The following is a 17,692-nucleotide window of genomic DNA, read 5'->3' on the forward strand; positions in this document are numbered from 1 at the left end:
ATGCCCGGACTTGACCTCGAAGTGGCCCGGAAGATTCTCGAAAGCCAGCCGTTCAGCCGGCTGCTCCAGGCACGGATCACCGGGTTCGGCGGCGGCGAGGCCGTGCTCGAAGTGGACATCCGCGAAGAGCTGCACCAGCAGAACGGCTATCTGCACGGGGGAGTGCTCGCGTACGCCGCCGACAACTCCATCACCTTCGCCGCCGGTACGACCCTCGGGCCCGCGGTGCTGACCGGCGGTTTCTCCGTCCAGTACATCCGCCCGGCGACCGGGCGCACCCTGGTGGCCCGTGCTGCCGTCGTGCACACCGGCCGCCGTCAGGCCGTCGTCCGCTGCGATCTGTACGCGGTGAACGCGGACGGCGAGGAGACACTCTGCGCCGTCGCGCAGGGCACCGTACTGTCCGCGCAGCAGTCCTGAGGGGGAGACGATGACCATCGAAGCCGCCGTCGTCGATCTTGCCGCGCTCGGCGAGGACTTCACCCGCGACCCCTATCCCGTCTACGCCGGGTTACGGGCTCGGGGCCCGGTCCACCGGATACGGATGCCCGAGGCTACGCGGCCTGGCTGATCGTCGGACACGACGCGGGGCGTGCCGCGCTCGCCGATCCGCGGCTGTCCAAGGAGTGGCGTAGCCCGGCGACGACCTGATGAGCGCGCTGATCCATACGGCGGACGAGGACGGCGACCGGCTCAGCCGTGAGGAACTGCTGGGCATGGCCTGGCTGCTGCTCGTCGCCGGGCACGAGACCACCGTCAACCTCATCTCCAACGGGATGCTCGCCCTGCTTGCCCACCCTGACCAACTGGCCGCTCTGCGTGCCGACTTCTCGCTGCTCGACGGCGCGGTCGAGGAGATGCTGCGCTACGAAGGACCGCTGGCGACGCCGACGTACCGCTTCACCACCGAGCCCCTGGAGATCGGCGGCACGACGATCCCGGGTGGCGGCGAACTGGTGCTGATCGCACTGGCGGACGCCGACCGCGACCCGGCGCGCTTCCCCGACCCGGACCGTTTCGACATCCGGCGCGACAGCCGCGGCCACCTCGCCTTCGGGCACGGCATCCATTACTGCCTGGGCGCCCCGCTGGCCAGGTTGGAGGCGCGGATCGCGATCCGTTCGCTGCTGGAGCGCTGCCCCGACCTGGCGCTGGACGCGCGTCCGGCGGCCCTGACCTGGCGCACCGGCATGCTGATCCGCGGCCCGGAGAGCCTGCCCGTCACCTGGTAGGGGATCCGGTCGTCAGCCCGCCGGTCGGCCGGCCGGCCGGTCGGTCAGGCGGTCGGTCAGGCGGCCGGTCGGTCGGTTGTCAGTCGGAGGGGATCTCCTCGAGCCGCACCGGACGGCGCTCCCGCCGCGACAGCTCGCACGCCTCCGCGATCCGCAGCGCCGCCAGCGCCTCCCGCCCGTCGCAAGGATTCTCCGCCTCGCCCTCCACCATCCGTACGAACGCGTCCAGCTCTGCCTCGTACGCCGGGGCGAACCGCTCCAGGAAGCCCGGCCACGGCTTGTCCGCCGCGCGCGGGCCCTTGGGCTCGGTCGAGCTGATCGGCGTACGGTCGTCCAGGCCGACCGCGACCTGGTCGAGCTCGCCGACCAGTTCCATCCGTACGTCGTAGCCCGCGCCGTTGCAGCGGGTGGCCGTGGCGGTGGCCAGGGTCCCGTCGTCCAGAGTGAGCACTGCCGCAGCCGTGTCGACGTCGCCCGCCTCGCGGAACATTGCGGGGCCCGCGTCCGAACCGGTCGCGTACACCTCCACGACCTCGCGGCCCGTCACCCAGCGCAGGATGTCGAAGTCATGGACCAGACAGTCCCGGTACAGGCCGCCGGAGAGCGGCAGATACGCGGCGGGCGGCGGGGCGGGGTCGGAGGTGATGGCCCGTACGGTGTGCAGCCGGCCGAGCGCACCCGACCGTACGATCTCGCGGGCCTTCGTGTAGCCCGCGTCGAACCGGCGCATGAAGCCCAGCTGGAGCAGGGTGCCGGCCTGCTCGACCTCATGGAGCGCGCCGAGCGTGCCCGGCAGGTCCAGCGCGATCGGCTTCTCGCAGAAGGTGGGCAGACCGGCGCGGGCGGCGCGGGCGATGAGTTCGGCGTGGGCGGCGGTCGCCGAGGCGATCACCACGGCGTCCACGCCCCAGGTGAAGATCTCGTCGGCACTCGGCGCGGCGGTGGACCCGGTGCGCTCGGCGACCTCGGCCGCCCGTGCCGCGTCGGCATCCGCCACGACCAGTGAACCGACCTCCCGATGGCGGCTGAGCACACCCGCGTGGAAAGAGCCGATTCGTCCCGTACCGATGAGTCCGATGCGCATGGCCCAAAGGTGATGCCCGGCCCGCCGCCATGTCAAGACTTTGTCCTGACAACCGAACTTCACGACTTCCCGTCAACATTCACTGCGACTACGCTCGCTCCGTGCCCAAGCAGCCCAGACACGTGACGGACCCGTCCCTGTCTCTCCAGCTGAGCGTGGACCGCACCAGTCCGGTCCCGCTCTACTTCCAGCTCTCGCAGCAGCTGGAAGCAGCCATCGAGAGAGGGACCCTCACCCCCGGCAGCCTGCTCGGCAACGAGATCGAGCTGGCCAACCGGCTCGGGCTGTCCCGCCCGACCGTCCGCCAGGCCATCCAGTCCCTCGTCGACAAGGGCCTGCTGGTGCGCCGCAGGGGCGTCGGCACCCAGGTCGTGCACAGCCAGGTCAAGCGCCCGCTGGAGCTCAGCAGCCTCTACGACGACCTCGAGGCGGCCGGCCAGCGCCCGGCCACCATCGTGCTGCGCAATGCCTTCGAGCCCGCGAGTGCCGAGGTCGCGGCCGCCCTCGGCGTACCGGAGGGCAGCGACGTCCAGCTGATCGAGCGGCTGCGCTTCGCCCACGGCGAGCCCATGGCCCGGCTGCGCAACCATCTGCCGGCCGGCCTCTTCGAATGCGACACGGAGCGGCTCGAGGCCACCGGCCTGTACCGGATGATGCGGGCCGCCGGGATCACCCTGCACAGCGCCCGGCAGTCGGTCGGGGCGCGGGCCGCCACCGAGCTGGAGGCGGAGCTGCTGACCGAGGCGACCGGCGCTCCGTTGCTGACCATGGAGCGCACCACCTTCGACGACACCGGCCGCGCGGTCGAGTTCGGCTCCCACATCTACCGCGCCTCGCGCTACGCCTTCGAGTTTCAGCTCCTCGTCCGGCCGTGACCCCGCCGGCCCCGGCGCCGCCCGGCCGTTTCCGTGCCCCGCGGTGACCCGGTCCACCCGCACGATTCGGTCACGTAAGAATGTCCTTCGCGTAAGAATGTTCGGACAAAGTCTTGACTGCGTCTCGGGACCGCCGTAAAAACGCACCCAGCCGCAACCGGGCGGCCGGGAGATAAGGCGGACCCACCATGCGTACCACCCGCACGGCAGCAGCCCTGCTCGCCGCATGTGCCCTGGTCGTCGTCGCTGGATGCAGCAGTTCCGGCGGCAAGGAGGCGAAGGACAGCCCCTCCAAGGGCGGCGGCGGAGGCGAACCGGCCACCACCGGCCGCCTCAAGATCGCCATGGTGACGCACTCCGGCGAGGGCGACACCTTCTGGGACATCGTCCAGAGCGGCGCCAAGGTCGCGGCCCGCAAGGACAACGTCGAGTTCCTCTACGCAGCCAACAAGGAGGGCAAGGAGCAGGCCCAGCTCGTCCAGACCTACATCGACCAGAAGGTCGACGGCATTGTCGTCACCCTCGCCAAGCCGGAAGCGGTCAAGGAAGTCGTCAAGAAGGCCGTCGCGGCCAGCATACCCGTCGTCACGATCAACTCCGGCGCCGAGTTCTCCAAGGATGTCGGTGCACTCAGCCATATCGGCCAGGACGAGTCCGTGGCCGGCGAGGCCGTCGGCGAGGAGCTCAACAAGCGCGGCAAGAAGAAGGCGATCTGTGTCATCCACGAGCAGGGCAATGTCTCGCTCGAGGCCCGCTGCGCAGGAGTGAAGAAGACCTTCAAGGGCACCGTCGAGAACCTCAACGTCGAGGGCACCAACATGCCCGCCTCCACCTCCTCCATCGAGGCGAAGCTCCAGAGCGCCAAGGACATCGACGCCGTCGTCACACTTGGCGCGCCGTTCGCCGCCGCATCCGTCAAGGCCAAGGAGGGCGCGGGCTCCAGCGCCGAGGTCAACACCTTCGACCTCAACGCCGAAGTGGTCAAGCAGCTCAAGGCCAAGCAGATCGGCTTCGCCGTCGACCAGCAGCCCTACCTCCAGGGCTACCTGGCCATCGACGAGCTGTGGCTCAACAAGACCAACGGCAATGTGATCGGCGGCGGCAGGCCGATCCTCACCGGTCCCGCCCTCGTCACCGAGAAGGACGTGCCCGCGCTGGAGAAGCTCACCGCCGACGGCACCCGATGACCTACGAGGCATACCCGATGCCCACCCTCCGACCTGCTGTGACACATACTTGGGCGGCCGGGGCGCGTCACCACGCCCCCCGGCCGCACCGGGAAGCACAGCGAGTACGGCAAGAAGGGCACGGGGTCGTGGCTAGGGCAAGGACAGGGGTACGCGCGCTCGGCGCGGTGCTGGCAGCGGTACTCGGAGCCTCCCTGGCGGGATGCAGCAGCACCGGCGGCAAGCGCGCGGAGGACGCCCGCAAGGCACAGGCCGCCGCAGGCAAGGCCGCGGTGACCACCCCTCGCTGGACCTTCGCCATGGTCACCCACTCCGGCGACGGCGACACCTTCTGGGACATCGTCCAGAACGGCGCCGAGCAGGCCGCCGTCAAGGACAACATCAACTTCCTCTACTCCCACAGCGACGAGGGCCAGCAGCAGGCCCAGCTCGTCCAGGCGGCGATCGACAAGAAGGTCAACGGCCTGATCGTCTCGCTCGCCAAGCCCGACGCGATGAAGGACGTCATCGCCAAGGCCGAGAAGGCCGGCATCCCGGTGATCACCGTCAACTCGGGCTCCGAGCAGTCCAAGGCGTACGGCGCGCTCACCCATATCGGCCAGGACGAGACGATCGCCGGCGAGGCCGTCGGCGACGAGCTCGACAGACGTGGCAAGAAGAAGGCCCTGTGCGTGCTGCACGAACAGGGCAACGTCGGTCATGAGCAGCGCTGCGCCGGAGCGAAGAAGACCTTCGGCGGCCAGATGCAGAACCTGTACGTCGACGGCACCAACATGCCCGACGTCCAGGCGTCCATCGAGGCGAAGCTCCAGGCCGACCGGTCCATCGACTCCGTCGTCACCCTGGGCGCGCCGTTCGCGGACGCCGCCGTCCAGGCCAGGAAGACCGCGGAGAGCGAGGCCGAGGTCGACACGTTCGACCTCAACGCCAAGGTCGCCACCGCTCTGACGGCCGGCACCCTCGGATTTGCCGTCGACCAGCAGCCGTACCTCCAGGGGTACGAGGCTGTGGATCTGCTCTGGCTCTACAAGTACAACGCCGATGTCCTCGGCGGCGGGCGGCCCGTCCTCACCGGACCGCAGATCATCACCAAGAACGACGCCGCCGAGCTGCAGCAATACACGGAGCGGGGGACCCGATGAGCGCTACCGCACCACCTGCCACACCGGACAAGACCGACGAGCGGCTGCTGCGCACCTCGCCCCTTCGCAAGCTGCTGGGCCGGCCCGAACTGGGCTCGGTCGTCGGCGCCGTGGCGGTCTTCCTCTTCTTCTCGATCATCGCCGAATCGTTCCTGCGGGCGTCCAGCCTGTCCACCGTCCTGTACGCGGCCTCGACCCTCGGCATCATGGCCGTACCGGTCGCGCTGCTGATGATCGGCGGCGAGTTCGACCTCTCGGCCGGCGTCCTGGTGACCAGCTCCGCGCTGATCTCCTCGATGTTCAGCTACCAGATGACGGCGAACGTCTGGGTCGGCGTGCTCGTCTCGCTGCTCGTCACGCTCGCGGTCGGGGTCTTCAACGGCTTCATGCTGACCCGTACGAAACTGCCCAGCTTCATCATCACGCTCGGTACGTTCCTGATGCTGACCGGCCTCAACCTCGGCTTCACCAAGCTGATCAGCGGCACGGTCTCGACCAAGTCCATCGCCGACATGGAGGGCTTCGAGTCGGCCAAGAAGCTCTTCGCCTCGCAGCTCACCCTCGGTGACGTCACGCTGAAGGTAACCATCCTGTGGTGGTTCGTCCTGGTGGCGCTGGCCACCTGGATCCTGCTGCGTACACGCTTCGGCAACTGGATCTTCGCGGTCGGCGGCGGCGCCGACGCGGCCCGCGCGGTCGGTGTCCCGGTCAACAAGACCAAGATCGGCCTCTATATGGGCGTCGCCTTCGCCGCCTGGATCTCCGGCCAGCATCTGCTCTTCTCGTTCGATGTGGTGCAGTCCGGCGAAGGCGTCGGCAATGAGCTGACGTACATCATCGCGGCCGTCATCGGCGGCTGTCTGATCACCGGCGGCTACGGCTCGGCGATCGGCTCCGCGGTCGGCGCGTTCATCTTCGGCATGACCAGCAAGGGCATCGTGTACGCGGAGTGGAACCCGGACTGGTTCAAGTTCTTCCTCGGAGCGATGCTCCTTCTGGCCACCCTGCTCAACGCATGGGTCCGCAAGCGTGCGGAGGCAAGCAAATGACGGCCCTTGTCGAGCTCGACAACGTCAGTAAGTACTACGGCAATATCCGCGCGCTGGAAGGCGTCTCGCTCGAGGTCCACGCCGGGGAGATCTCCTGTGTGCTCGGCGACAACGGCGCCGGCAAGTCCACCCTGATCAAGATCATCGCGGGTCTGCACCGGCACGACACGGGCACCTTCCTGATCGAGGGGGAGCAGGCGAACCTCGCCAGCCCGCGCGAAGCCCTGGACCGCGGCATCGCCACGGTCTACCAGGACCTCGCCGTCGTACCGCTGATGCCGGTCTGGCGGAACTTCTTCCTCGGCTCCGAGCCGACCAAGGGCGCGGGTCCCTTCAAGCGACTCGACGTCGAGCTGATGCGCGAGACGACCCGTTCCGAACTGCTGCGGATGGGCATCGATCTGCGCGATGTCGACCAGCCCATCGGGACGCTCTCGGGCGGTGAGCGCCAGTGCGTGGCGATCGCCCGGGCCGTCTACTTCGGCGCGAAGGTCCTGGTCCTGGACGAGCCGACCGCCGCGCTCGGCGTCAAGCAGTCCGGTGTTGTACTGAAGTATGTGGCGGCGGCACGCGACGCGGGTCTGGGCGTCGTGCTGATCACCCACAACCCGCACCACGCCTATCTGGTCGGCGACCGCTTCGTACTGCTCAAGCGCGGCACCATGTCCGCCAGCCACACCAAGGACTCGGTCACCCTCGACGAGCTCACCCGGCAGATGGCGGGCGGCAGCGAGCTCGAGGACCTGCGGCACGAGCTGGAGAGGGCGCCGGTGCCGACGCACCTGGGCGGTCATCCGGTGAAGGACGAGCCGCCCACGTCTTAGCGCGCCTGCGGTGGTCCGGACCGGGGCTCCGACCCGGACCGGGGGTCCGGGGGCGGAGCCCCGCGCCCCCGACCCCGCCGGATGGCAGAATCGGGCCCGGTGGGCACCGCCCACCCCGGGCCGTGACAGCACCCGGCCCCCCGACACCCCGCAGGGACATGAGCACGTACCGCGACTTCGCCCACCGAGGCTCCGCCCGCGCCACCGTCCTGAAGACTGTCGGCACCCGGGAACGGCGCTCTCACCTCTCCGCGCCCCGGGTTCCCACGGTCGGCATCGACATCGGCGGTACGAAGGTGATGGCGGGTGTCGTCGACGCCGACGGGGTCATCCTGGAGAAGATCCGCACCGAGACGCCGGACAAGTCCAAGAGCCCCAAGGTCGTCGAGGACACCATCTGCGAGCTGGTGCTCGATCTCTCCGACCGTCACGATGTGCACGCCGTCGGTATCGGCGCGGCCGGCTGGGTCGACGCCGATCGCTCCAAGGTCCTCTTCGCGCCCCATCTGGCCTGGCGCAACGAGCCCCTGCGCGACGCCGTCGCGGCCCGGCTCGCCGTGCCCGTACTGGTCGACAACGACGCCAACGCCGCCGCCTGGGCGGAGTGGCGCTTCGGCGCGGGCCGCGGCGAGGACCACCTCGTGATGATCACCCTCGGCACCGGCATCGGCGGCGCGATCCTCGAGGACGGCCAGGTCAAGCGCGGCAAGTACGGAGTCGCGGGTGAGTTCGGTCATATGCAGGTCGTGCCCGGTGGCCACCGCTGCCCCTGCGGCAACCGTGGCTGCTGGGAGCAGTACAGCTCCGGCAACGCGCTTGTGAGAGAGGCCCGCGAGCTCGCCGCCGCCGACTCCCCGGTCGCGCACAGCCTCATCGAGCGCGTCGGCGGCAACATTCCCGAGATCACAGGCCCGCTCATCACCGAACTCGCCCGCGAGGGCGACGCCATGTGCATCGAGCTCTTCCAGGACATCGGCCAGTGGCTCGGCGTCGGCATCGCCAACCTCGCCGCCGCTCTCGACCCCTCGTGCTTCGTCATCGGAGGCGGAGTCAGCGCCGCCGACGACCTGCTCATCGGGCCCGCCCGCGACGCCTTCCGCCGGCATCTCACCGGCCGCGGCTACCGCCCGGAGGCCCGGATCGCCAAGGCCCAGCTCGGCCCCGAGGCGGGTATGGTCGGCGCGGCCGATCTCGCGCGGCTCGTGGCGCGCCGCTTCCGCCGGGCCAACCGGCGCCGTGTGGAGCGCCATGAGCGGTACGAGCGCTATGCGCAGGCCATCCGTAACTCCAGCACCACCCGCCCCACCCAGGAACCGTAGCCATGACCGTGCCCCGACAGTCCACCTCTCCGGACGACAGCGCCCACCCTCCCGAGGACCGGCGCCATATGCTCCGCCGCCGTTGGCTGACGGCGATCATCATCGTGCTGCTCGTCGGCGTCCCGGCCGGCTATCTGGTGATCTCCGCCGAGCAGAGCCGCGACAGCGGCCGGGACAAGGAGGCGGAGTCCTCGGCCACCAGCCTGCGGGAGACCTGGCCCTCCCAGACGAAGCGCCGTGTCTTCGAGGTGCCCATCCCGCCGAAGTCCACGGACGTCGCTTACTACGAGACGAGCAACTGGAAGACCAGCCGGCTCTTCGTGCAGTTCCGCACCACCTCGGGCGGGCTCGACCTGTTCCTGGAGGGCGTGGGGACGAGCCGCGCCAAGCTCCACGACGGCGCGGTCACCATCAGCGCGCGCGACGCCGAGACGGCGGGCTGGGACTTCAGCGCCGGTCAGGGCGACTGGGCGGGCACCAGCCACCCGCAGAAGGACCCGCGGCCCACCCAGGACATCACGGTCGACCTGAGCGACACGGCCCGCCCCACGGTGTACGTGGTATCGACAGCGACCCCCTGACCGGACGACGAGACTTCACTGGATAGCGTGGAGAGGGTGAGTGAGACGCAGACGCCCCCGAAGACCCTTCAGTACCGGATCGACGGTCCCGACGACGCCCCCGTGCTCATCCTCGGCCCCTCTCTGGGCACCACCTGGCACAGGTAGTCTGATCCGTCTTCTGGCGTCCACGTGGTCCAGGTCGGGAGCGTTTGGCCTGGTCAGGGTCTTGTGGTTCAGGAGCGTCGACGCTGTTGGTGACACGCGCGTGACAGGTGTGACCGATGTGGACCCCCGTCGGCTTGATCCGGCGGGGGTCTCCGCGTGCAGGGACGGGCCCGGTTGAGCGGTGGTCGACGGGGTTTGCTCTGCTCCGATTAGCTGTTCTGGGCTGCGAACAAGTGCGGCTGTCGAGAACCCTGAGCGCGTGCCATCGAAGTTGAGCGGCATGCGGGTCAGCGCCTCCGCATCAGGAGGTGGAGCAGTGTCACCACGGCGACACCGACGACGAGGGCGGTGCCGAACGACGGGTGTTCGAAGGCGACATACACAGTGCCGCAACCAACGAGCATGAGCAGCACCATCCGTTGATCGATCTGCCCGTTCATCCGCGAGGCCCTCCCTGCATTTGCGCCGTCATGGCTGTCACAGGGAAACAACGACTGGAATTCCGACAGAAAACCCAACCGGCCACGACCCAGCTCTCACTGGACGGGATCAAGATGCGATGGCACGGCCTCGCGTCCGCCCGGATGGGGCAGGGCCGGCGGACCGGTAGGCGAGCCAAAATCCCCGGCCGGGACTCGGAAATGTGTTCGGGAATGGTCGCAAGGGCGAGAACGGGAACGATCCAGAATCCGGATGTATCCGGCCTCTTGCCTGCCGTTTTCCCGCCCCGAGGCAGCCTGGCCTATCCCGTCATCGGCTCGGGCCGAGTCCCGTTGTCAGTGGTGACCTCTACGGTTCCTTGTGGCCGGCGCGGAATGCCCATGCACGGCTGTGCGGGCATGAGTGCCGACCGAGTGGGGCGTGCATTCTCGTTGTTGGCGGGAAATGCGGTCGTACTTGCTGGGGTAGTGAGAGGGCAGGATGTATGGAGTTGGACTACGACCGTCTGGTCGCCCTGCGGAAGCAGAGCGCTGCTTGGCGGCTGCTGAAGGCCGACAACGCGGCACTGATGTTGAGCTTCTTCAACAAGGTGTTCGTCGAGCAGGGAGCGCGCTCGATTGCCGGTGCGGAGCTTGTCGAACGTCTGGACGACGAGTTGTTCGCCCTCAATGACCGGCTCGGGCAGGGCACGTTTCCCAAGTCCGCGAAGGCGTATCTGGATGTCTGGTCGGCACCGGGAAACGGCTGGCTGCGCAAGTATTACCCGGCGGATTCGGACGAGCCGCACTACGACGCCACGGCCGCGGTCGAGAAGGCGATCGCGTGGGTCCGGTCGCTGGAAGAGCGTTCGTTCGTCGGTACGGAGTCGCGCCTGAATACGATCTTCGATCTGCTGCGGCAGATGACGTTCGGCACCGAAACCGACCCCGAGGCGCGACTGGCCGAGCTCACCCGGCGACGGCATGAAATCGACCAGGAAATCGAGCGTGTTGAGGCCGGCGAGGTAGACGTCCTGGACAGCGCGGCGCTGCGGGACCGCTACCAGCAGGTGACGACGACGGCGCACGGGCTGCTGGCCGACTTCCGCGAGGTTGAGGCGAACTTCCGGGACTTGGACCGGGACCTGCGGAGCAAGATCGCCGCGTGGGACGGGGCCAAGGGCGAACTCCTGGATGAGGTACTGGGCAGCCGCGAGAGCATCGCAGAGTCGGACCAGGGACGGACCTTCCAGGCGTTCTACGACTTCCTGCTCGCCCCGAGCCGTCAGGACGAACTCAAGACGCTGCTGGCCGGGGTTGAGGCCATGGAAGCCATCGACGAGCCTGACCCGCGCATGCGTCGCATGCCCCGGGACTGGCTGGAGGCCGCCGAACGCACCCAGGCCACGGTGCGGCAGCTGTCGGATCAGCTCCGCCGATTCCTGGACGACCAGGTGCGCTCGGAAGACCGCCGCGTCCTGGAACTGGTGCGCGCGATCGAGACGCAGGCCCTGGCCCTGCGCGACGTGCCGGGCGTGAATCTGGTCGCCGAGATCGATGCGGCAGCCCCAGCCATCGCCCTGCCGATGGAGCGGCCCTTGTATACGCCGGTGGTCAAGGCACCGATCGACAGCACCGGCATCGAGGCGGGGGACGAGGAGTTCACCGCCGACGCCTTGTTCGAGGCGGTGTACGTGGATCCCGCCCGGCTCACGGCCTCGGTGCACCACGCCCTGGGCTTGCGCACGCAGGTGTCCTTGGCTGAGACGCTGCGCGAGCACCCCCTGGAGCAGGGGCTTGCCGAACTGGTCGCCTACTTCGCGCTACCGGACGACGGATTCACCACCGTGTTCGACGACCACCGCCAAGAAGAGATCACGTGGATCGGCGAGGACGACGTCCAGCAGGTCGCCACCGTACCCGTAGTCACCTTTGCTCGCACCAGCCCCGGCATCGCCTGGGTATCCAGCCCGAAGGAGGGGCGATGACCACACCTGCCACCCCCACCCCGCAGCAGCCGTGCGCCCTCTCGCTGCCGGTCAACCAGCTACTCAAGGGCCCGGTCTTCCGCGACCAGCACGAGCGGGCCTGGGACGCGCTGCTGCATCACAGTGCCGGCGTGAAGGACTATGTCGACGTCATGGGGCTGCGAGTGGTGATCGACGAGATGGAGGGCTACGCCTTCCTCCAGTCAAAACCCGACGACGAGGACGATGTCCGCGATCCCCGCATGGCGCCGCCGCGGCTGATGCCCCGGCGCTCGCTGTCCTACCCCGTCAGTCTGCTGGTCGTGCTGCTGCGCAAGCGGCTTGCCGAGTTCGACGCGGGCGCCGACGGCACCCGCCTGATGATCACCCGGGACGAGATCGTCGAGATGATCCGCATGTTCCTCCCGGCCGGCAGCAACGAGGCACGCCTGGTCGACCAGATCGACGGCCACATCAACAAGGTGGTGGACCTGCAGTTCCTGCGCCGCGCTCGCGGGCAGGAGCAGCTGTTCGAGGTGCAGCGGATCATCAAAGCCTTCGTCGACGGGCAGTGGCTCGCCGACTTCGACACGAACCTGGCCCAGTACGCGGCCACCCACACCCCCCAGGAGAAGCAGCAGTGATCCCCGCCCAGCCCGGCCCCGCCGACACGAGTGCCTCCACCGACCTGGCTGCGGCAGGCTTCCGGCTGGAGCGTCTGGAGGTCTACAACTGGGGCACGTTCGACAAGCACGTGTGGTCGTTCGGCCTCGGCGGCGCCAACGCCCTGCTGACCGGTGACATCGGTTCCGGCAAGTCCACCCTGGTGGATGCGATCACCACGCTGTTCATGCCCGCCCGCAAGATCGCCTACAACAAGGCGGCCGGTGCGGAGAGCGGCGAGCGCAGCCTGCGCTCCTACGTGCTGGGCCACTACAAGTCCGAACGCAACGAGACCACAGGGACGACCAAGCCGGTGGCGCTGCGCAAGCCGGGCAGCTACTCCGTCATCTTGGGCGTGTTCACGAACCCGGCGCTGGCGGCGACCGTCACGCTGGGGCAGGTGTTCTGGCTGGCCGACGGGAACGCCACCAGCCCCGAGCGGCTGTTCCTCGTCGCCGACCGGGCGCTGTCCGTCGCTGGAGACTTCGCCGACTTCGGCACCGAGGTGCGGGCGCTGAAGAGGCGTCTCGAATCGGGCGATGTCCGCGTCCACAAGACGTTCCCGCCGTACAGCAAGGATTTCCGGCGCCGGATGGGCATCGAGTCCGAACAGGCGCTGGAACTCTTCCATCAGACGGTGTCGATGAAGTCGGTTGGCAGCCTGGACGAGTTCGTGCGCAGTCACATGCTCGAACCGTTCGATGCGGCGGCGATGACGGACAACATCGTGAGCCACTTCGACGCTCTGACTACCACTTACAACTCCGTTCAGCGGGCCCGCGCCCAGATCGAGGCCCTCACCCCGCTGCTTGAGGACTGCGACGCCTATCAGGGCCTGGCCGCACGCATCGAGGAGTCCGACGCCCAGCAGGCCGCCCTGCGGTACTTCGTCGCCCAGCGCACATCGGTGCTGCACGAAGCCCAGCGCGCCGAGGCGGAGCGGATGCTCGCTCGCCTCGAGGGCGAGAAGAAGACCGCGAAGGACGAGCTGGAGCGGCTGCGGGACCAGGAACGCCGGTGGGAAATGCAGCGTGAGGGCCTGGGCGGCGGGCGCCTGGGCGAACTGGAGCGCCAGATCGAGGAGACGGGCCAGCAGCGCGCCGCTCAGGAGAAGCGCGCCCGCCAGCACGCAACCCTGCTGGAGCAGGCAGAGCTGGCCCCGGTCACCGATAAGGCGCAGTTCACCGACCGCCTTGAGGAGATCGCCCGGGCCCAGCACGACGTCGCCGCGACGACGCAGGAGACGCGCACTGCCCTGGAGACGCTCGCAGTCGAGGCCGCACAGCTGAAGCAGCGGGCCGAGGACCTCAACGCAGACCTGATCAGTCTGCGCTCGCGGCGCAGCAACATCCCCCGCAAGCAGCTGGAGGTACGCGCCCGCCTGAGCCGCGAACTCGGCATCGAGGACAGTGCCCTGCCCTTCGCCGGCGAACTCATTCAGGTCCGAGACGAGGAACAGGCGTGGGCCGGAGCCGCCGAGCGGCTGCTGCGCGGCTTCGCCGTGTCCCTCCTGGTCCCCGGCGATCAGTACGCTCGCGTCTCCGACTGGATCAACGACCACCACCTGGGGACGAAGCTGGTCTACTTCCGCGTCCCGGACAAGCTACCGCCGCGGCGCCTGCCCACCGGTGCGTCCACGGCGCTGTTCACCAAGCTCGAAGTGCGCGAGGACTCGCCGTTCGCCCCGTGGCTGGCCGGCGAGCTCGAACGCCGTGCCTCCCATGCCTGCGTGCCGACAATGGAGGACTTCCGGCACGCCGACCTGGCCATCACCGCACAGGGGTTGATCAAGGGGACGCGGGGCCGTCACGAGAAGAACGACGCCACCCGCATCGACGACCGCAGTACCTATGTGCTCGGCTGGACGAACCAGGCGAAGATCGATGCCCTCCTGGATCAGGCGGGACGGGTCCATGGCGCCCAGCGCGAGATGGAGAAGAAGAAACGCGAGCTGGGAGCCGCCTACGAGGACGCCATCAGCCGTGACAAGGTCCTCGACCGGCTGACGGCGATGCTGGACTACAGCGAGATCGACTGGCCGTCCGCGGTACGGCGCATCACAGAGCTGACCGCGGAGAAGCAGCGCCTGCAAGCCGCCTCCAACGACCTGGACGAACTCACCCGCCGCCTCACCGAGATCGCCGACGAAATCACCGAACAAGGGGCCGCCTACGAGAAGGCCAGCCAGAGCTGGGGACGGGTCGACGGCGAGCGCGACGCCGCTGAACGCGCCCGCGACGAGGCCCGCGCGGTACTCGACGAACCGGCCGCCGGCGCTGCACAGGCGCACTTTCCGGCCCTCGAACAGCGCTTGACCACCGCCCGCCTGGAGTGCCGGACCGCGCAGGAGTGCGTGCAAACCGAGACCCGGCTGCGCGAGGAGATGACGGCGCACAAGCACCGCTGGGCCAAGGAGCAGACCCGCCTCGCCCAGACGATCGCCGCCCAGATGAGCTCCTTCCGCACCACGTATCAGGTCGAGACCAGCGAACTCGACGCCTCCGTTGCCTCCGCCCCTGGCTACCGTGCCCTGCACCAGCAGCTCGTCGCCGACGACCTGCCGCGCTTCCAGGACCAGTTCCGCACCTACTTGAAGACCAACGTGATCCGCGAAATCGCCGGATTCCACGCGCAGTTGAACATCTGGGCCGGCGAGATCGGCGACCGCATCAACACCATCAACGAGTCGCTGGCCGGCATTGACTACAACCCGGGCCGCTACATCATGCTCAAGCCCGAGCAGACGCCCAACACGGAGATCCGCGAGTTCACCGCGGAACTGCGCGCCTGTACCGACGACGTCCTATCCGGCGATGACTCCGACCTGTACTCCGAGGAGAAGTTCCACCAGGTCCAGCACCTAATCGAACGCTTCAAGGGCCGCGAAGGCCACGCGGACAGCGACCGCGGCTGGACCAAGCGCGTCACCGACGTGCGGTACTGGTTCGTCTTCAGCGCCAGCGAACGACGCCGCGAGGACGACTCCGAGTACGAGGTGTACTCCGACTCCGGCGGCAAGTCCGGCGGACAGAAGGAGAAGCTCGCGTACACCATCCTGGCCGCCTCTCTCGCCTACCAGTTCAAGCTCGACACCACCCACAGCAGGAGCCGTACCTTCCGCTTCGTGGTCATCGACGAAGCCTTCGGACGCGGCTCGGAGGAATCCGCCCGCTTCGCCCTGGACCTCTTCAAGCGCCTGGGCCTGCAACTCCTCATCGTCACCCCGCTGCAGAAGATCCACGTCATCGAGCCCTACGTGTCCGCCGTCGGCTTCGTCGACAACCCCAGCGGACACCACTCCCGCCTACGCACCCTGACCATCGCCCAGTACCGCCAAGAACGTCTCGCCCGCACCCTGGCCGGCCTGCAGCCCACCGCCGGACAGGGAGACTGAGATGACGACGCATCAAAACTCCAACTGGACTACGCCGCAGGCCGTCCTCGAACGCCTCCGCAAACGCTGGAACACGGGTACCTACCTCACCCAACTCGCCGACGGGGCACCCTGGGAACCCGTCGAGATTCCACTGCGCGGCCCAAAAGCCGGCGACATCACCCGCCACTACGACAACGTCCTCGCCTGGACCGAATCGTGGGCGCCCAGCGCACACCGGCACCTGCGCATCGAATACCGCAGACTCGGCGGACGCCTGGCCGGCGTGAACAACATCCCCGACCGCATCTGGATCGACGACCGCGACGACCTCTGGCGCCTACTCGGCGTCACCCCCACGGTCGCCCGCTACGAAGCCCTGCTGGTCTCCACCCAGGAAAGGCTGCCCGCGCTCATCGTCTGGATGGTCGCCCACCCCATGCAGGTCCTCCAACGGGAGGCCGACTGGCCCCGCCTGGAGGACACGATCCGCTGGATCACCGACTACCGCGGACCAGCCGTCTACCTGCGCCAGCTCGACGTACCTGGGGTGGACACCAAGTTCATCGAACGCCACCGCGCCATCCTGACCACCCTGCTCGAACAGTGCCTTCCCGACGACCGCATCGACGCCGAGGCCGCGCGCACTGACTTCGCCGCCCGCTTCCGTTTCCTGCGCAAGCCCGCCTACCTGCGATTCCGGCTGCTCGGCGGCGAGTCGCTGGGGGGCTTCAGCGAACTCACGGTCCGCGCGGATGAGTTCACCGCGCCCCCGCCCGGCATCACGACCGTGTACGTCATCGAGAATGAAACCACCTACCTAGCCTTCCCCGACCAGCCCCACAGCATCGTGATCCACGGCGGCGGCTACGCCGTCACCCAACTGTCCGCCCTGACCTGGCTGCACGATGTACGCCTTGTGTACTGGGGCGACCTGGACACTCACGGGTTCACCATCCTCGACCGGCTGCGTCGGGCCTTCCCGCACGCGCAGTCAATCCTGATGAACCGGCCCACTCTCCTGGAGCACCGCGGCCAGTGGGTGAAGGAAGATGCGCCCACCCACCGGCCTCTCGGCACGCTCACACCGGACGAGGCCGATGTCTACGACGGCCTCGTGGACGGCGAGTTCGGCCCCAACGTGCGACTCGAACAAGAACGCGTGCGGTTCCACCTGCTCGAAGACGCCCTCAAGGAGCTCCGCTAGCAACCGCACACACCGTCAGCCAGCTTGTCGGTGTCGATGAAGGGGCAGGTTCATCGACCCGCGGCGAGCAGTTCCTGGTGCCTGGCGAGGGCCGTAGGGCGAAGGAGAGCACGGAACTCGTCGGTCACCGTCCCACGGGTCTTCAGGGCATGGCAGCTCGGGCACAGAGCGATCATGGCCCATTGCGGCTGAGTGCCGAGGTGTAGCGGGGATCAGGGCAGCGGGGGTTCTCCCAGCCCCCTTGGCTGCGCTCGAGCACCGCATGGCGGGATGCGGCGACGCGGCTCAGCCGCTGACCACCTTGGGGCCGGCGGCGGTGGCTCTTGCCGTCCCGCATGGCGCGCTCCGCCCTGGCATTCAGCTCCGCGTAGCGCAGAACCGGATCTGCCATGCGGCGCAGCAGGGCAACGGGCATCCGGCAGCGGTCGAGTGCATCGGCGGCCGGTTCCTCGGCCGTACCTTCGCCGTTCCGTCCCCGCCCTCCTCCGTGAGCCCTACCGGAGGAAGTCGGATGAAGAACTACAAGATTCTCCGCGACTGCCGGCAGCGCGGCGACAGCCTCCACCACGCGGTCCAGGCCCTCGCCCGCATGCATCACCTCGCGCCCTCACCGCATGACCAGG

The 17,692-nt window shown here is 68.4% G+C and carries 15 protein-coding genes and 2 pseudogenes; 14 read left to right on the plus strand and 3 right to left on the minus strand.

What is annotated here, in order from left to right:
• Positions 1 to 420 (plus strand): PaaI family thioesterase, encoded by a 420-nt coding sequence (locus ACFYXH_RS32690; RefSeq protein WP_389570661.1) that lies wholly within the window; start codon positions 1 to 3, stop codon positions 418 to 420.
• A 10-nt stretch (positions 421 to 430) separates the two neighbouring features.
• Positions 431 to 1,232, plus strand: a pseudogene (locus ACFYXH_RS32695) (cytochrome P450).
• 79 nt (positions 1,233 to 1,311) lie between these two features.
• Here ACFYXH_RS32695 and ACFYXH_RS32700 read toward each other — a convergent pair.
• Positions 1,312 to 2,316 carry a Gfo/Idh/MocA family oxidoreductase gene (locus ACFYXH_RS32700; protein WP_389570664.1) on the minus strand — a complete coding sequence of 335 codons (1,005 nt, stop codon included), beginning with the start codon at positions 2,314 to 2,316 and terminating at the stop codon, positions 1,312 to 1,314.
• A 155-nt stretch (positions 2,317 to 2,471) separates the two neighbouring features.
• Between ACFYXH_RS32700 and ACFYXH_RS32705 the strand changes: the two genes are divergently transcribed.
• The 7 genes from ACFYXH_RS32705 (at position 2,472) to ACFYXH_RS32735 (ending at position 9,293) form a co-directional block, all read left to right on the plus strand.
• Complete coding sequence (locus ACFYXH_RS32705) at positions 2,472 to 3,191, plus strand: GntR family transcriptional regulator (protein ID WP_362677268.1); 720 nt, start codon at positions 2,472 to 2,474, stop codon at positions 3,189 to 3,191.
• 188 nt (positions 3,192 to 3,379) lie between these two features.
• Complete coding sequence (locus ACFYXH_RS32710) at positions 3,380 to 4,378, plus strand: sugar ABC transporter substrate-binding protein (RefSeq protein WP_389570667.1); 999 nt, start codon at positions 3,380 to 3,382, stop codon at positions 4,376 to 4,378.
• A 128-nt stretch (positions 4,379 to 4,506) separates the two neighbouring features.
• A complete protein-coding gene (locus tag ACFYXH_RS32715) occupies positions 4,507 to 5,520 on the plus strand; it encodes a sugar ABC transporter substrate-binding protein (RefSeq protein ID WP_389570670.1) in 1,014 nt (337 codons plus the stop codon).
• The gene (locus tag ACFYXH_RS32720) at positions 5,517 to 6,569 is read left to right on the plus strand and encodes an ABC transporter permease (RefSeq protein ID WP_389570673.1); all 1,053 of its coding nucleotides are present in this window, start codon (positions 5,517 to 5,519) and stop codon (positions 6,567 to 6,569) included. Before ACFYXH_RS32715 ends, ACFYXH_RS32720 begins: the two co-directional genes overlap by 4 nt.
• Positions 6,566 to 7,393 (plus strand): ATP-binding cassette domain-containing protein, encoded by an 828-nt coding sequence (locus tag ACFYXH_RS32725; RefSeq protein WP_389570677.1) that lies wholly within the window; start codon positions 6,566 to 6,568, stop codon positions 7,391 to 7,393. The genes ACFYXH_RS32720 and ACFYXH_RS32725 overlap by 4 nt, the downstream gene beginning before the upstream one ends.
• A gap of 158 nt (positions 7,394 to 7,551) precedes the next feature.
• A complete protein-coding gene (locus ACFYXH_RS32730) occupies positions 7,552 to 8,712 on the plus strand; it encodes an ROK family glucokinase (protein ID WP_327326893.1) in 1,161 nt (386 codons plus the stop codon).
• Between the two features lie 2 nt (positions 8,713 to 8,714).
• Entirely contained in the window at positions 8,715 to 9,293 is a 579-nt protein-coding gene (locus ACFYXH_RS32735; protein ID WP_389570682.1) for a hypothetical protein, read from the plus strand.
• Positions 9,294 to 9,727: 434 nt separating this feature from the next.
• Here ACFYXH_RS32735 and ACFYXH_RS32740 read toward each other — a convergent pair whose 3' ends face one another.
• Positions 9,728 to 9,880, minus strand: coding sequence for a hypothetical protein (locus ACFYXH_RS32740; protein ID WP_389570685.1), 153 nt, complete (start codon positions 9,878 to 9,880; stop codon positions 9,728 to 9,730).
• Between the two features lie 485 nt (positions 9,881 to 10,365).
• Between ACFYXH_RS32740 and ACFYXH_RS32745 the strand changes: the two genes are divergently transcribed.
• From ACFYXH_RS32745 to ACFYXH_RS32760, 4 genes are read left to right on the plus strand one after another with little or no spacing between them, the layout of a single operon-like run.
• A complete protein-coding gene (locus ACFYXH_RS32745; protein WP_389570688.1) occupies positions 10,366 to 11,847 on the plus strand; it encodes a DUF3375 domain-containing protein in 1,482 nt (493 codons plus the stop codon).
• Positions 11,844 to 12,470 carry a DUF4194 domain-containing protein gene (locus ACFYXH_RS32750; RefSeq protein WP_389570691.1) on the plus strand — a complete coding sequence of 209 codons (627 nt, stop codon included), beginning with the start codon at positions 11,844 to 11,846 and terminating at the stop codon, positions 12,468 to 12,470. The genes ACFYXH_RS32745 and ACFYXH_RS32750 overlap by 4 nt, the downstream gene beginning before the upstream one ends.
• Positions 12,467 to 15,883, plus strand: a complete 3,417-nt coding sequence (locus ACFYXH_RS32755) for an ATP-binding protein (protein ID WP_389570696.1) — start codon at positions 12,467 to 12,469, stop codon at positions 15,881 to 15,883. The genes ACFYXH_RS32750 and ACFYXH_RS32755 overlap by 4 nt, the downstream gene beginning before the upstream one ends.
• A 1-nt stretch (position 15,884) precedes the next feature.
• Positions 15,885 to 17,069, plus strand: a complete 1,185-nt coding sequence (locus ACFYXH_RS32760) for a Wadjet anti-phage system protein JetD domain-containing protein (RefSeq protein WP_389570699.1) — start codon at positions 15,885 to 15,887, stop codon at positions 17,067 to 17,069.
• 172 nt (positions 17,070 to 17,241) lie between these two features.
• On the opposite strand, the gene ACFYXH_RS32765 is transcribed toward ACFYXH_RS32760, so the two are convergent.
• On the minus strand, positions 17,242 to 17,460 hold the full coding sequence (locus ACFYXH_RS32765) for a hypothetical protein (protein ID WP_389570806.1): 219 nt from the start codon (positions 17,458 to 17,460) through the stop codon (positions 17,242 to 17,244).
• A 117-nt stretch (positions 17,461 to 17,577) separates the two neighbouring features.
• Here ACFYXH_RS32765 and ACFYXH_RS32770 point away from each other — a divergent pair.
• Positions 17,578 to 17,673, plus strand: a pseudogene (locus ACFYXH_RS32770) (IS5/IS1182 family transposase); the annotation flags it as partial.
• Positions 17,674 to 17,692 lie beyond the last annotated feature (19 nt).

It is taken from the genome of Streptomyces sp. NPDC002730, from assembly GCF_042888805.1.
In the GTDB taxonomy this organism is placed as follows: Bacteria; Actinomycetota; Actinomycetes; order Streptomycetales; family Streptomycetaceae; genus Streptomyces.